The organism is Antarctobacter sediminis, from assembly GCF_019218285.1.
In the GTDB taxonomy this organism is placed as follows: domain Bacteria; phylum Pseudomonadota; class Alphaproteobacteria; order Rhodobacterales; family Rhodobacteraceae; genus Antarctobacter; species Antarctobacter sediminis.
In genome coordinates, this window is record NZ_JAHUZG010000002.1 from 158065 (window position 1) to 171362 (window position 13298).

12 protein-coding genes are annotated in these 13298 nt (G+C 63.4%); 5 read left to right on the plus strand and 7 right to left on the minus strand.

The window, feature by feature from the left end; translation table 11 throughout:
• The 3 genes from KJP30_RS08470 to KJP30_RS08480 form a co-directional block, all read right to left on the minus strand.
• Entirely contained in the window at nt 1-711 is a 711-nt protein-coding gene (locus KJP30_RS08470; RefSeq protein ID WP_218448607.1) for a hypothetical protein, read from the minus strand.
• Between the two features lie 79 nt (nt 712-790).
• On the minus strand, nt 791-3334 hold the full coding sequence (locus KJP30_RS08475) for an ATP-binding protein (protein WP_218448608.1): 2544 nt from the start codon (nt 3332-3334) through the stop codon (nt 791-793).
• Between the two features lie 67 nt (nt 3335-3401).
• Nucleotides 3402-3800 (minus strand): response regulator, encoded by a 399-nt coding sequence (locus KJP30_RS08480; RefSeq protein WP_218448609.1) that lies wholly within the window; start codon nt 3798-3800, stop codon nt 3402-3404.
• A 270-nt stretch (nt 3801-4070) separates the two neighbouring features.
• On the opposite strand from KJP30_RS08480, the gene KJP30_RS08485 reads away from it, so the two are divergent.
• From KJP30_RS08485 to otnC, 5 genes are all read left to right on the plus strand, one after another.
• Nucleotides 4071-4436, plus strand: a complete 366-nt coding sequence (locus KJP30_RS08485) for a hypothetical protein (RefSeq protein WP_218448610.1) — start codon at nt 4071-4073, stop codon at nt 4434-4436.
• A gap of 117 nt (nt 4437-4553) precedes the next feature.
• Nucleotides 4554-7130: a protein translocase subunit SecD gene (gene secD / locus KJP30_RS08490; RefSeq protein WP_218448611.1), complete on the plus strand. Its 2577-nt coding sequence runs from the start codon at nt 4554-4556 to the stop codon at nt 7128-7130.
• A 222-nt stretch (nt 7131-7352) separates the two neighbouring features.
• Nucleotides 7353-8471 carry an isocitrate/isopropylmalate dehydrogenase family protein gene (locus KJP30_RS08495; RefSeq protein WP_218448612.1) on the plus strand — a complete coding sequence of 373 codons (1119 nt, stop codon included), beginning with the start codon at nt 7353-7355 and terminating at the stop codon, nt 8469-8471.
• 15 nt (nt 8472-8486) lie between these two features.
• The gene (otnK, locus tag KJP30_RS08500) at nt 8487-9752 is read left to right on the plus strand and encodes a 3-oxo-tetronate kinase (protein WP_218448613.1); all 1266 of its coding nucleotides are present in this window, start codon (nt 8487-8489) and stop codon (nt 9750-9752) included.
• The gene (gene otnC / locus KJP30_RS08505; protein WP_218448614.1) at nt 9749-10387 is read left to right on the plus strand and encodes a 3-oxo-tetronate 4-phosphate decarboxylase; all 639 of its coding nucleotides are present in this window, start codon (nt 9749-9751) and stop codon (nt 10385-10387) included. Before otnK ends, otnC begins: the two co-directional genes overlap by 4 nt.
• A 1-nt stretch (nt 10388) precedes the next feature.
• On the opposite strand, the gene KJP30_RS08510 is transcribed toward otnC, so the two are convergent.
• Genes KJP30_RS08510 through KJP30_RS08525 form a run of 4 tightly spaced genes read right to left on the minus strand, consistent with a single transcriptional unit; the run spans nt 10389 to nt 13265 of the window.
• Complete coding sequence (locus KJP30_RS08510; RefSeq protein WP_218448615.1) at nt 10389-11186, minus strand: N-acyl homoserine lactonase family protein; 798 nt, start codon at nt 11184-11186, stop codon at nt 10389-10391.
• Nucleotides 11183-11473, minus strand: coding sequence for a putative quinol monooxygenase (locus KJP30_RS08515; protein WP_218448616.1), 291 nt, complete (start codon nt 11471-11473; stop codon nt 11183-11185). Before KJP30_RS08515 ends, KJP30_RS08510 begins: the two co-directional genes overlap by 4 nt.
• Before the next feature lie 11 nt (nt 11474-11484).
• Nucleotides 11485-12765 carry a TRAP transporter large permease gene (locus tag KJP30_RS08520; RefSeq protein WP_218448617.1) on the minus strand — a complete coding sequence of 427 codons (1281 nt, stop codon included), beginning with the start codon at nt 12763-12765 and terminating at the stop codon, nt 11485-11487.
• On the minus strand, nt 12762-13265 hold the full coding sequence (locus KJP30_RS08525; protein ID WP_218448618.1) for a TRAP transporter small permease: 504 nt from the start codon (nt 13263-13265) through the stop codon (nt 12762-12764). The genes KJP30_RS08520 and KJP30_RS08525 overlap by 4 nt, the downstream gene beginning before the upstream one ends.
• Nucleotides 13266-13298 lie beyond the last annotated feature (33 nt).

Consider the following 13298-nt stretch of genomic DNA (forward strand, 5'->3'; position numbering starts at 1 on the left):
CTAGCCGTCTTTTGGTGTCGCATCCCCTGCCCCGGCCGACCGGAATGCAACGCCATGCGCCTCGCAGGCGGTCAGCAGCACCTCGATCCCTTTTTCAAATGCATCACCCGGGATGACCCAGCGCTCGCCATCCGTGCCCACCAGCGCAACGCCGCGACTTTCGCGCGACACCATCAAAGCCCCGGCTGCCCCCGGCTGACCGGCGGCCACCAGCAGGGGCGCCAAGGGGCGGATCTTGCGCACCAGATCGCCGCGCCATGGCTCCACCGCCTCGATCCGGTCAAAGCGCATTTCGACATGGCGCAGTCCTGTGTCCGCACGCAGCCCCTTTGCATCGATGTTCAACGCAAAGGCATCGCGTCGCCAACCGATTACCAAAAGCGCAACGAACACTGCCCCCACCGGCCAGACCAGTACCGACGAGGGATGCAGGCCACCTTCGATCCGCGAGGCGATCAATGGCACGCCGAAAAACGCCGAAACCAGCACAAGACCCATCATGTCCGGGCCGATCACCGCGGCCCCCCGGCGATAGCGCAAAGCCCCATGGGCAGGCGCGGGCACGGGCCAGAAAGCATACACCGCCAGAGACAAGGCCAGCACCGCAGCCGATCCAAACCACGGTAACGCCCCCAATGTTGCGACAAAGCCAATCCCCAAGGTCACGCTGAACAAGCGTTGAAACAACAGGTGAATGCCCCGGTTCGTCATCCGCAGTCTCCTTTGCAACAAGAGACTGGCACAGCACCGCCATCCCGGCCTTGCCCTGCATCAAGAAGGGTAAGTCACGTCAGGACTGGCCAAAGGCCTTGCGCACGGCCTTGAGCAACTCGGCGCGGGGCACCGGCTTCATCAGGCGAATGTCCTCGGGGCGCAGCCCATTGCCGTGTACGGTGGCCTCTGCCGCATAGCCGGACATGAAGATCATCGGCAGGTCGGGATCCATCTCCCGCACGGCCCGCGCCAACCCGGTGCCCTGCAAGGTGCCCGGCATGACGATGTCGGTAATCAGCAGATCAAAGGCGGACGCCTCTTGATATTTGGTCATGGCCTCGTCCCCGCTGGCCGCCGGCGTGACCTGATAGCCCGCCGCGCCAAGCGTCACCTGCAACATCTCACGCACAGCCGTGTCATCCTCGACCAAGAGGATCCGCTTGCCCTGCAAACCGTCCTCAGCCTGATCGGGCACATGTTTCGACGCATCCGTCACCGGCGCATTGGTCGCCGGGAAATAGAGCTTGAAGGTCGTGCCCTCTCCCGGTTCGGAATAGACCTGAACCGTGCCACCGGATTGCTTGACGAAGCCTTCGACCATCGACAGACCGATCCCCGATCCTTTGCCCGGCCCCTTGGTGGTAAAAAAGGGGTCAAATATCTGGGCCATGGTCTCGGCATCCATGCCCTTGCCGGTGTCACTAACCGCCAGCATGACATAGCGGCCCGGTGTCAGTTCCTTGTCCCGACTGTCTATATAGGCCTCGTCAATGCGGGTGTTGGCGGTTTCGATTGTCAGTTTGCCATGACCTTCCATCGCGTCCCGGGCATTCAGCAACAGGTTCAGCAAGGCGCTCTCGATCGAAGCGGCGTCCAGACGGACCTGCCAGAGCCCCGCCAGAAGCGACACCTCGATTTCGACCGTGGCCGGAAGGCCGCGCCGCATCCAGTTCTTGGCGTGGCGCACCACCTCGTTCAGATCCAGCGGCTCTGGGTCCAGCCGCGCGCGGCGGGCAAAGGCCAACATCCCCTGTGTCAGTTCGGCCCCGCGCCGCGAGGCCTCCAGCGCCGAGTCGATCATCCGCGCCTGTTTCGGTTCTGTCACCTCGTCTTCAAGCAATTCGAGATTGCCCATGACGACCGCCAACAGGTTGTTGAAGTCATGGGCAATACCGCCGGTCAGCTGCCCGATGCTTTCCATCCGCTGCGCGCGATGCGCCAGTCCGGCCTGACGATCGGCCTCTTCGCGCGCCGCGACTTCGTTGGTGACATCCACCACGACGCCATCGACGCGGTACGTTCCGTCGCCAAGCGGGGTGGCATTGCCGTGAAAGTCGATCCAAGCGTAGGGCACTTTCATCCGGGTATAGATGGGCTTTCCGCTGCGCACGTTTTCCAGCATCATCGCAGTGACTTCGGCGATTTTCTCGGGCGGCTTGCCGCGCTCCAGAAGGCCCGGATTGTCATAGGCCTCTTGCGGTTCCACCCCCCAATAGGTCTTGCAGTTGTCGCTGAGATACAAATGCCGGACCACGCCCGTTTCGGACCATATGCCTTGATAGATCATGCCGGGAAAGCCTTCGGACGCGATCTTGAGCCGCTCCCGCGCCTCGTCCCGGGCCACTTCCATCTGTAGGACGTCGGTCAGATCCTGCATGGTGGCAACCACCCGCAACTCACCGGTTTCCGGGTCTATGTGATTGGTCCAATGGGCGTGCAGATGGCGCAGTGCCCCGTCGGACTTTCGAAAGATCCGCACGTCCAGCGGCGTGGGACGGTCACGCAGATTGCCGGAGGCCACACTGGCCTTCTTGAAAGCGTCGACGTCGTCGGGATGCAAAAGATCAATGAACTCACGCATAGGCACCGGCCCCGGTGCCCGGTCGGTCAACCCGCAGATCTCCAGCGTGCGCGCGTCGAAATTGGTGAACCCGCTGCCGTGAACCGTGTCCGAAAACCCCATGCCCGAAGCGTACAGCGCAAGGCCAAGTCGTTCGTTCAGGGCGTTGGTTTCGGTGATGCGCCGCGCCATGCGATAGGCCAGTGCGATGATCTGCCATGTCGCCAGGATCGATACCAGCCCGAGGATGAAAATGAACGTCAGCCCGGTCAAGCTGAAACCCGGCTGACCGGCGGCGGATCTGAACAGGCCCAAGGCAAGGATCGGGATCGCTTGCGCCACGATGAAGCCGCCCAGCAAGGCCCAGATCGCGCGCGACGGGATCATGGGCCAATCTGCTGGTGGCAGGAAAAACCGGACCAGCATGCCCACGGCAACAAGGCTGAGATGCACCAGCACGCCGATCACCTGCCCCGCCAGAGGGCCGCCTTCGGCAATTCGGTAGAGCGCGCTGATCAGCGCGGCAACAGCCCCGCCCCAAGGACCGCCCAGATAGCCCGCAATCACCAGCGGCCCCGGCTTGGCGGACATCGGAACGGCGACGCCTTCGATCTCAAAGGCGCTTATCCCCAGAAAGACCACAAGCACGCCAAGCACGAGCCCCACCAGCGCCTGTCGCCAGATCTCGTGCCGCTGGATCGCGGGGAGTGTAAAGACAAGCTGGCAAAACACACCGGCCAGCGTCAGGGCCGTCAGGCTCTGGATGCCGGGAACGATCACTTGCCCTGTCTCCGCCGAGAGGCATTCCCGACGAACGGGCAGACCGTCCAGCGCCGCGCCCGGGTGGTCATTCCGCGCTCATGCTGGCCAGAAGGTCCGCCTCTTCTTCGAGCAGCGTCATGAACTTGGCCTTCGCGATGGGCTTGAAGATATTGCGTCCGACGCTGAGTTCGCGGGCCGAGGCAATCAAGCCTGCCGCGATCATCGGCGCGCTGTCGCCGCCTGTCATGAACCGAAGTCGGACCGGTCGCGGCAGATCCTTCAGCCGATCAACCACTTCGATTCCATCGACAATCGGCATGTTGATATCAATCAGCAGCAGCGCCGCATTGGTGCCCGAGGTCGCCGCCTCGATCAAATCGCGACCGTTTGTGCAGGTTTCAACCGTCCATCCCGCGCGCAGGCACATGGTTGAAAGAAGATCTAAAAATCCCTCGTTGTCATCGGCAATGATCACGTGGGGCATGGTTAATCACCGTCATTCAATCGAACGCCCCAACGGTACCGCGCATGTCTTTTTTGTAAAGGGGGGCGGCACGGACCCGAAAAGACAGTCGGGCAAATCACGCAAAATACACGGTAAGCGACTGAATTATCCGACACCGCATATTTTTTCACACCCTAGGCTCGAGAATGAGAATTGGCCATTCCGCCTTTATCGGCGTGGCATTTGACGCCGAAAATGTGATGGCACGGGCAATTGACGCCAACTGGTTTTACCACCAAATGCGCGGTCATGAACGCGCGCAACAAGCAATCCATCTGGTGGATCAGGACCGGTTTGGCCCTGCTGATCGCGCTTGCCCTGTCGCTGGGCGCCGGGGCCCGGCTGCCGCAAGGCGTGGCGCCTGCGAACGCAATGGCACAAGAAAGCCTTGTCCGGTTAGCGGTTGCGTCACCCGAGCAGCGCCTTGAACTGCGCCGTGGTGAACTGCCTGCGGTTCCCGCGGGCGGCGGCACGGACAGCGATCCGCTGCTTGTCCCTGCCCTGCAACGACCGCCGGCAAACCGCTTGCGCCAAACGGCGGTCCCACGGGCACCCCCGGCTCTGGCCAGCCGGGCGGCGCGTGCCCACCCGGTCCGCGCACCACCATTCGCATGATCTCCTGACGTCCGAACTGCCCCCTCCCCGGGGCGCACCGGGCGCTTTTGCCATTCAGACCACCTGAAACGGACAGGCAGACCGAGGCCGCGCGCCCGCGCCTGTCATGGAGAGATCATGAAAAGACCAACTTTGCTGAAACGCCTCGGCGTTTGGGGCATCTGCCTGCTGTGCCTGTGGCTGGCATTGCCCAATGCTTTTTACAACCGTGTCGACACCTACAATACCGCAGCGGAAAACACTGCGATCACCGCGCCCGAGGGCTGGCCAAATTGGCTGCCAACTTCTTTGGTCAATCTTGGGCTGGACCTGCGCGGCGGCGCCCATCTGCTGGCCGAGGTGGACACGCAAGAGGTCATCTCCAAACGCCTGGACGCTCTGTGGCCCGACTTGCGGGACGCGTTGCGCGCCGAGGGCGGCACAGAGAGCCGGGTTCGTCGGTTGGACGCCCCAGAGGGCGAACTGCGCGTTTCCCTGACCCCGGACATTGCCGCCCGTGCCGAACAGGTCGCCAGCGGTTTCGCCACTCGGGTTGTAACCCCGACGGGTGCCACCGACCTTGACCTTGCCATCGCGCTGGACGGGGACACCCTGATCCTGCGCTATTCCGAGGCTGGGACCACGGCCCTGACGGATCAGCTTGTGGCGCAAAGCCTTGAGGTCGTGCGCCGCCGCATCGACGAGGCCGGCACCCGCGAACCGACAATCCTGCGGCAAGGCAGCGACCGGATCCTGATCGAAGTGCCCGGTTTCTCCGACGCAGACGCTTTGAAGGCGCTGATCGGCACAACGGCGCAACTGTCGTTTCACCCTGTCCTGACAGACCCCAGCGCTGATGCCATGGTTTTGCCCGCCGCCGACCAGCCAGAGACCACCTACCGCCTTGACCCGCGCCCGGTGGTATCGGGCCAGCAGCTGACCGATGCACAGGCGACCTTTGACCAGAACGGGCGGCCCGCCGTATCTTTCCGCTTCGACGCATCGGGCGCGCGGGCTTTCGGCGCTTTCACTGCCAGCCATGTCGGCAGCCCCTTCGCCATCGTCCTTGACGACGAGGTGCTGTCCGCCCCGGTCATCCAAAGCCACATTGCTGGCGGCAACGGTATCATCACCGGGCAATTTTCAACCGAGGACAGCACCCGGCTGGCCACTCTGCTGCGCGCAGGGTCCCTGCCAGCAGACCTGACCTTTCTGGAGGAAAAGACCGTTGGTCCGGAACTGGGCAGCGACAGCATCGCCGCAGGGTTAAAGGCGGCATTGGCAGGGTTGGTCGCCGTTTGCGTGCTGATGGTTGGCTGTTATGGGGGGCTGGGCCTGATGGCGGTCGGCGCGCTGGCGATCAACATGGTGATCCTCATGGCCGTGCTGACCGTGGTCGGCGCCACCCTGACCCTGCCCGGAATGGCGGGGCTGGTCCTGACGCTGGGCATGGCGGTGGACGCCAACGTGCTGATCTTTGAACGTATCCGAGAAGAGGCCCGCAAGGAACGCAACCTTTGGCGCGCCGTAGGCAACGGCTTTGACAATGCGTTTTCCTCGATCCTTGACGCCAATATCACCGGCCTGCTGACGGCGGGCCTGATGTTCTGGCTGGGGGCCGGGCCGGTTCGCGGCTTTGCCGTGACGCTGGGACTGGGCATCCTGACCTCGATGTTCACGGCGCTGGTGGTGACCAAGCTGATCCTGCAAGGCTGGCTGGAGTGGCGCCACCCCAAGGTGCTGCCCCTGAACGGGCTGTTCCGGTTCCTAAATGCGCGGCCGGTGTTGGATTTCTTCCGCCTGCAATGGGTCACTTTGGGGGCTTCGGCGCTTGCGGTCCTCGCCTCTGCCGCGCTGATCGCGACACTTGGCCTGAACCTTGGCATTGATTTCACCGGCGGCACCAGCTTGCGGATAGAAACCCCGCACCTGCTTCAATTCGATGCCTACCGCAGTGCACTGGACGGGCTGGGCCTGACCGACGTCGCCCTGTCCGAGGTGTTCAGTCCCGGTTCCGGGGGCGACAGCCATGTCGCAACCCTGCGGATCGCCGCCGAGGGCATTGCGACCCTGTCGGCCGAACAGATGGCGGCGGTGCGCGCCGCCCTGTGGAGTGTGGACCCCGACCTTGCCTTTACCGCCAGCGAAACCATCGGGGGCAAGGTCTCGCCCGAGCTGGTTCGGGCCGCCCTGATGGCCATTTCCGGCGGCGTCCTGTCGATCCTTGGCTATGTCTGGTTGCGGTTCGAATGGCAGTTCGCCTTGGGCGCGGTGATGGCGCTGGCCCATGATGTCATCCTGACTTTGGGTCTGTTCGCCCTGCTGGGATTGAAGATCGACCTCGCCTTCGTGGCGGCATTGCTGACCATCCTTGGCTATTCGATCAACGACACAGTGGTGGTCTTTGACCGCGTGCGCGAGAACCTGCGCCGGCATGTCGCCCTGCCATTGCGCGACGTGATGAACCTCTCGGCCTGCGAAACGCTTAGCCGGACGCTGCTGACCTCGGCCACGACGCTGGGGGCGCTTGTGGCGCTGTTGGTGCTGGGCGGCGATGTGATCCGCGGTTTTGCGCTGGCCATCACTTTTGGCGTGCTCGTGGGGACTTACTCTTCGATCTACGTTGCCAAAAACATCGTGCTGTTCCTCGGCGTGGATCGCAGACCCGTCGAATACCGCCGGATCAAGGGGCAGTTCGACCATATCGAGGCCTGACACCCTGCCCGGCCGCGCCGCCTGTTGCGGCCGGGCAATTCCAGCGGCGGCGACAGCGCATAATTTAATGTATGCGTTATTTTATTTGACAATGCATCGGCGCACTCGGTAAAGCTTGCCGAGACCCGGACACTGCATCAGTATTTCCCCTGCACAGCGAAACGATTGCGGAAAGACTGGCGGCGGGTACGGATGTGATCGACCGCATGCACTGGAGGCCCGATGAACAAACAGCTGACGATCGCCCTGATCAAGGGGGATGGCATCGGCGTCGATGTCTCTAACGCGACATGCGAAATCATGGCGGCGGCGCTGGACCGGGCCGCCGCCCCAGCCCTGCTATTCGACGAAATCCGCGCGGGTGCCGGGTATTTCGCTGAAACCGGGCGCGACATCGAACCGGACGGCGAAGACCGCGCCGGAGCCGCGGATGCGATCTTTCTGGGGGCCATCGGCCTGCCCTCGATCCGCCACGCGGACGGCACTGAAATCAGCCCGCACCTGCGCCTGCGCGACCGGTTCGGGCTTTATGCCGGGGTGCGCCCGGTCAAGGCCTACCCCAATGCGCCGCAGCGCCTAGCCGATCCGCGCGCGGCGGGGATCGACATGGTGATCCTGCGCGAAAGCACCGAAGGCCTGTTCTATTCCGCGGCCGCTCATGGGCGCAGCGACGTGCGCGGCGACGAAGAGGTGCGCGACACGCTGCGCATCACCCGCGCCACCACCGAGAAATTGCACCGGTTCGGATTTCGCCTTGCACAGAAACGCAAGGCCAAGGGGCGTCCCGGACGCCTGACCTGTGTCGACAAGGCCAACGTTTTCACCTCCATGGCGTTTTTCCGCAAGATCTATGATGAAATCGCCCCCGAGTTCCCCGAGATCGAAACCGGCTATGCCTATGTGGACGCGCAGGCGCTGAACCTGATCCGCAGCCCGTGGGAGGCCGACGTTCTGGTGATGGAAAACATGTTCGGCGACATCCTGTCGGACCTTGCCGGCGGGTTGGTCGGCGGCATGGGCATGGCCGCCTGCGCCGAGATCGGAGACAGCACCGGCCTGTTCCAACCGGCGCACGGGTCGGCCCCGGACATCATGGGGCAAGACAAGGCCAACCCGCTGGCCGCGATCCTGTCCGGTGCGCTGATGCTGGACTACCTTGCCGAAAAATCCGGAAACCCGGCCTATGCGCAGGCCGCACAACGGATCGAGGCGGCGGTCGACGCAGGGTTCGCCGCCAACCGGTTGCGCCCGATGGAATTCGGCGGTGACATGGGCACACGGGCCGTGACCGATGCATTGCTGTCGCTGATCGCCGCGGGTGCGCCCGTCGAAACCGCCTGAACAGGAGGCCCGACCATGCCCATCGTTCTGGGAGCCATCGCCGATGATTTCACCGGCGCGACGGATCTTGCCAACACCTGGGTCAGGGAAGGCGTGCGCGTCGTGCAGGTCATCGGCGTGCCAGACAATGACATCGACCTGACCGGGGCCGAGGCCGTTGTCGTCGCCCTGAAATCCCGGACTGCGCCGGTGGAGGCCGCCGTCGCCCAGTCCCGCGCGGCGCTGGCGTGGCTACAGGCCCAAGGCGCAGACCAGATCCTGTTCAAATATTGCTCGACCTTCGATTCCACCGCGCGCGGCAATATCGGCCCGGTGGCGGATGCCTTGATGGCCGATCTTGGGGTGTCAATTGCGCCGGTCTGTCCGGCCTTCCCCGCCAATGGGCGCACGGTCTACCAAGGCACCCTGTTTGTCTGGGACCTGCCGCTGGCGGAATCCTCGATGAAAGATCACCCGCTGACGCCAATGCGGGATTCGAACCTGATGCGGCTGATGTCCGGACAAAGCCGCCATGCCGCCGGGTTGGTTCCCTTTGCATCTGTACGTGACGGCGCGACGGCCGTTCGCGCCGCCATGGACCGGTTGACCGAAGCCGGTCAGCGCTATGCCGTGGTGGACGCGCTGGACGATGACGACCTGCGCACCATCGGGCGCGCCTGCAAGGGGATGCCCCTTGTGACCGGAGGGTCAGGCGTTGGCATGGGCCTGCCCGCCAACCTGCGCGAAGACGGAAAGCTGGGATCGGCCAACGCCCCGGAAATGCCTATGGCCGGGGGCCGGGCCCTTGTCATCGCCGGCAGTTGCTCTGCCGCAACCCGAGCCCAGATCGGAGCCGTGCAAGATCGCTGGCCGACCCGCAAAATCGATCCCGACAGGCTTGCCGAGGGTTCGGCCCACGTACAGGAGACCATAGATTGGGCCATGGCCCAGCCCTCGGATTCACCGGTTCTGGTCTATGCCTCTGCCGACCCGGCAGAGGTCGCCGCCGCGCAAGCGCGGCATGGCACGGAAAAGGCAGGCAACATGGTCGAACAGGCACTGGCGGATGTGGCGCAAGCCCTTGCGCAGCGGGGAGTTGACCGGATCGTCGTGGCGGGGGGCGAAACCTCGGGGGCGGTGGTATCGGCGCTTGGCGTGCAAAGCCTGCGCATTGGCCCGGAAATAGCGCCCGGTGTGCCCTGGACAGAGGCGCAGGGCGATACCCGTCTGGCGCTGGCGTTGAAGTCCGGAAACTTCGGCGGAACCGAGTTTTTCAACGATGCCTTCGGGATGTTCCCATGACCGAAACGCGCCAGCGCGAAGAGATCGCGACGCTAGCAAAATCGCTGTTTGACCGGGGGCTGACCTTTGGGTCGTCAGGCAATATCTCGGTCCGACTGGACGACGGTTGGCTGATGACGCCCACGGGGTCCAGCATGGGCGATCTGGACCCGGCGCGGATTTCCCGGCTGGATGCGCAGGGGCGGCATATTGGTGGCGACGCGCCCACGAAAGAGGCCTTTCTGCATACGGCCATGTATGATCAACGCCCCCGCGCAGGCGCAATCGTACATCTGCATTCGACGCATTCTGTCGCCGTTTCCTGCCTGCACGACGTCGATCCGGCCAATGTCTTGCCGCCGCTCACGGCCTATTACGCCATGCGTGTGGGCACCCTGCCCCTGATCCCTTATTTTCCGCCCGGCGATCTGGATCTGGCCAAGGCGGTGGCCGAGATGGCCTCGGACCACCATGCGGTCCTGCTGGCCAATCACGGCCCCGTCGTGGCGGGCAAATCCTTGCGCGACGCGGTCTACGCCACCGAAGAACTGGAAGAGACGGCCAAGCTGTTTCTGGCCCTGCAAGGCATGCGCACCCGCCCGCTGACAGAGGCACAGGTGGCCGAGATCCGCAGACGGTTCCCGACCCAGACCTGACCTAGATCGGAACCGCGCCCTGAGGTCCGCGGTCCAACCGGATCACATGCGGGGCGATGTCGGCGGGGAACAATTGACGCACCAGCGGGTCATGCCCGGGAACGATCAGCCTGCGGTCGCTGGCAAGCGCCTCAAGCCGGTCAAAACCGTCCAGCATGTTCTGAAGGTCGACAACAATCGGGAAGGGTTTTCGCGCAAAGAGGTTTTCGTAATAGTGCGCCGCATCCGAGGCCAGCACCAGCCAGCCCGCCTGCGTGCGCACCCTCACGCATTGCAGGCCCCGCGAATGGCCGCCGATGCAATGCACGCTAACCCCGTCGGCGATCTGTCCGTCGCCGTCGTGAAAGGTCACGCGCCCGGAATACAACCGCTGCACCGCTTCACAGACATGATCCGCGGTAAAGGGCATCCGCAACGTTCCATGGCACATGCATGGGCCGGTGGCATAGGCCATCTCGGCCGCTTGCAGGTGCAGACGCGCATTGGGGAACAGGTGCAAACCGCCCGCATGGTCATAGTGCAGATGCGTGACGATAACCTGATCGACGGCCTCTGCCCGGATGCCAAGGGGTTTCAGCGCATCACGCGGATCCATCAGGATCGGGCGGTCGCGGCGCCCGGCCTCGGGCGTATCGTACCCGGTGTCGACAAGGATGACTTCGGCACCGCGCCGCAGAACCCAGATGAAATAGTCCATCGCGTGCGGCGCATCATGATTGTCGTCAAATATAAAACTGTCCGACCGGGTGCGCGCGTTGCGTTCGGCATAGCGGACGGCAAAGACCTCCCAGTCGCTCATGACATCACCTCAGAGAAACAGGCCACCTGCTTGTCGGCCACCATCCCGGCGGTGGTCTTGTCAAAGCTCTTGAAATGCTCCGCCGCCAGATGGATCTGAAAGGCGGCGGCATCCTCATACAGCTCGTAAAGAAACACCGCCTCTGGTTGGTCGGGATCGGTACAGACGTCGAACCTGTGACAGCCTTCTTCGACGCGCAGGCTGGTGGCGGCATTGTCCCGCATCAGCGGCAGAAAGTGCTCTGCCTGCCCCGCGTGCAGGGTGAAACGAACGGTCACGGCATACATGGGCGGCCTCCTCAGAACAGACGTGGCAGGGTCATCGACAGCGACGGCACATAGGTGACCAGCACCAGCGCAAAGATCGCAGCCGCGTACAGCAGCCCCATGTGACGCGCGATGCCCAGAACACCGACCCCGGAAATCCGCGAGGCCACGTAAAGCGTTGCGCCCACGGGCGGCGTGAACAGGCCGATGGCCACATTGCAGGTCATGATGACACCAAGGTGCACCGGGTCAACGCCGAATGTCTGCGCCATGGGCAGGAACAGCGGCGCAGTCAACAAGATGGCAGGCACCGGGTCCAGCACAAGGCCCAACACCAGCATCACGATGTTGACCAACAGCAGGAAGACCCAAGGCGAGCTGGACAGGCTTTGCACCGCGTCGACCAGCACGTAGGGCATCTGCTCCAGCGTGATCAACCAGCCCAGAACCGAGGTCGCGCCGATGACCACCATGACGATGGCAGAGGTGACAAAAGCGTCAATCATCAGGCGCGGCAGGTCCCGCAGGTGAAAGTCCCGGTAGATGAACAAGGTCACGATCAACCCGTAAATCACCGCGACGGCCGCGGCCTCGGTCGGGGTGACAAAACCCGAGAAGATCCCGCCGATGATCAGCACCGGCATCAGCAGTGCAGGCAGCGTGCCGACAAAGGCCCGCCACAACTCGGCCGCCGGAGTGACATGCCCGCCGGCGTCACACCCCGACGCCTTGCCGATGCGATAGCAGACCCCCATGAACAACAGCCCGAACAGCAGACCCGGCACCGTGCCCGCAAGGAACAGGTCGGCGACTGAAACGCCACCGACAAAGCCGTAGATCAACATCGGGATAGACGGCGGGATAATGATCCCGATGGTCCCGGCTGCGGCAACCAGACCCGCGGCAAAGGCGGGTTTGTACCCCTGTTTCGCCATGTTCTTGATCATGACGGATCCGATGGCCGCGCTGTCCGCGATGGCAGAGCCGGAAATCCCGCCAAACAGCATCGAGGCTCCGACGACAACCATGCCAAGACCGCCGGGAAGAAAGCCCAAAAGTGCGCGGGAAAAGGTGATGATACGTTCGCCAACGCCGCCGCGGCTCATCAATTCACCGGCGACGATGAACAGCGGGATCGCGATAAAGTGGTTGGGTTCGACCCCGCCGATGAAATTCAGATACAGCGCCTGCAACGGATAGCCGAGGTCAAAGACAAGGATCGGCAAGACGGCCGTGATCAGGATCGCCCAGACCAGCGGAACGCCGATAAAGACGGTGAACAGAAAGACCGCGACAACAAACAACAGGATCATGCGCCTGCCTCCCCCTGCGCACCGCGCAGAACCAGCCATGTGTTGAACAAGTGAAAGATCAGCGCCAGCGCCATTCCCACGGGCATCGAGGCATATAGCAGCCCCACCGGCCAATAGAGTACCGTCGTCTTTTGCGCCCACTGATGGGCGGCAATGGACCAGCCATGCCAGATCAGCGACAGGATCATCGCGGCGATCACAAGGTTGATGACATGTTCAAGGTGGTGCACGGCACGGCGGCTCAGCAAGGACGCGCTGATCTCTGTCACCCGCATATGGGCACCGCGCGCAATCGCTCCCGCGCAGCCCAGAAACGTCGTCCAGAGCAGCAAAAAGGCCGTCACTTCCAGCGACCAGGCAAGGTCGAACCCCGCCAGCCCGCGCAGCGTTGCATTGGAAAAGGCAAGGATCAGGATGGCAAGGCCGCCAAGGGCCAGAAGCACGTCAATGCCGGAAGACAGGGCACGCAGCCCCGCCGGATAGTGGTCTCGGAAATCCATAGGTCGCGTCCAGGGAAACAGATGGCCCGGACG

Coding starts and splice junctions, on each gene's coding strand:
- KJP30_RS08470 (WP_218448607.1), bottom strand. CDS start 711: ATGACGAACCGGGGCATTCACCTGTTGTTTCAACGCTTGTTCAGCGTG.
- KJP30_RS08515 (WP_218448616.1), bottom strand. CDS start 11,473: ATGTATGCCGTGACCGTTCGTTTCACCCTGCACGCGGGGCAGGCAGAG.
- KJP30_RS08480 (WP_218448609.1), bottom strand. CDS start 3,800: ATGCCCCACGTGATCATTGCCGATGACAACGAGGGATTTTTAGATCTT.
- KJP30_RS08485 (WP_218448610.1), top strand. CDS start 4,071: ATGAACGCGCGCAACAAGCAATCCATCTGGTGGATCAGGACCGGTTTG.
- otnK (WP_218448613.1), top strand. CDS start 8,487: ATGCCCATCGTTCTGGGAGCCATCGCCGATGATTTCACCGGCGCGACG.
- KJP30_RS08520 (WP_218448617.1), bottom strand. CDS start 12,765: ATGATCCTGTTGTTTGTTGTCGCGGTCTTTCTGTTCACCGTCTTTATC.
- KJP30_RS08510 (WP_218448615.1), bottom strand. CDS start 11,186: ATGAGCGACTGGGAGGTCTTTGCCGTCCGCTATGCCGAACGCAACGCG.
- secD (WP_218448611.1), top strand. CDS start 4,554: ATGAAAAGACCAACTTTGCTGAAACGCCTCGGCGTTTGGGGCATCTGC.
- KJP30_RS08495 (WP_218448612.1), top strand. CDS start 7,353: ATGAACAAACAGCTGACGATCGCCCTGATCAAGGGGGATGGCATCGGC.
- otnC (WP_218448614.1), top strand. CDS start 9,749: ATGACCGAAACGCGCCAGCGCGAAGAGATCGCGACGCTAGCAAAATCG.
- KJP30_RS08525 (WP_218448618.1), bottom strand. CDS start 13,265: ATGGATTTCCGAGACCACTATCCGGCGGGGCTGCGTGCCCTGTCTTCC.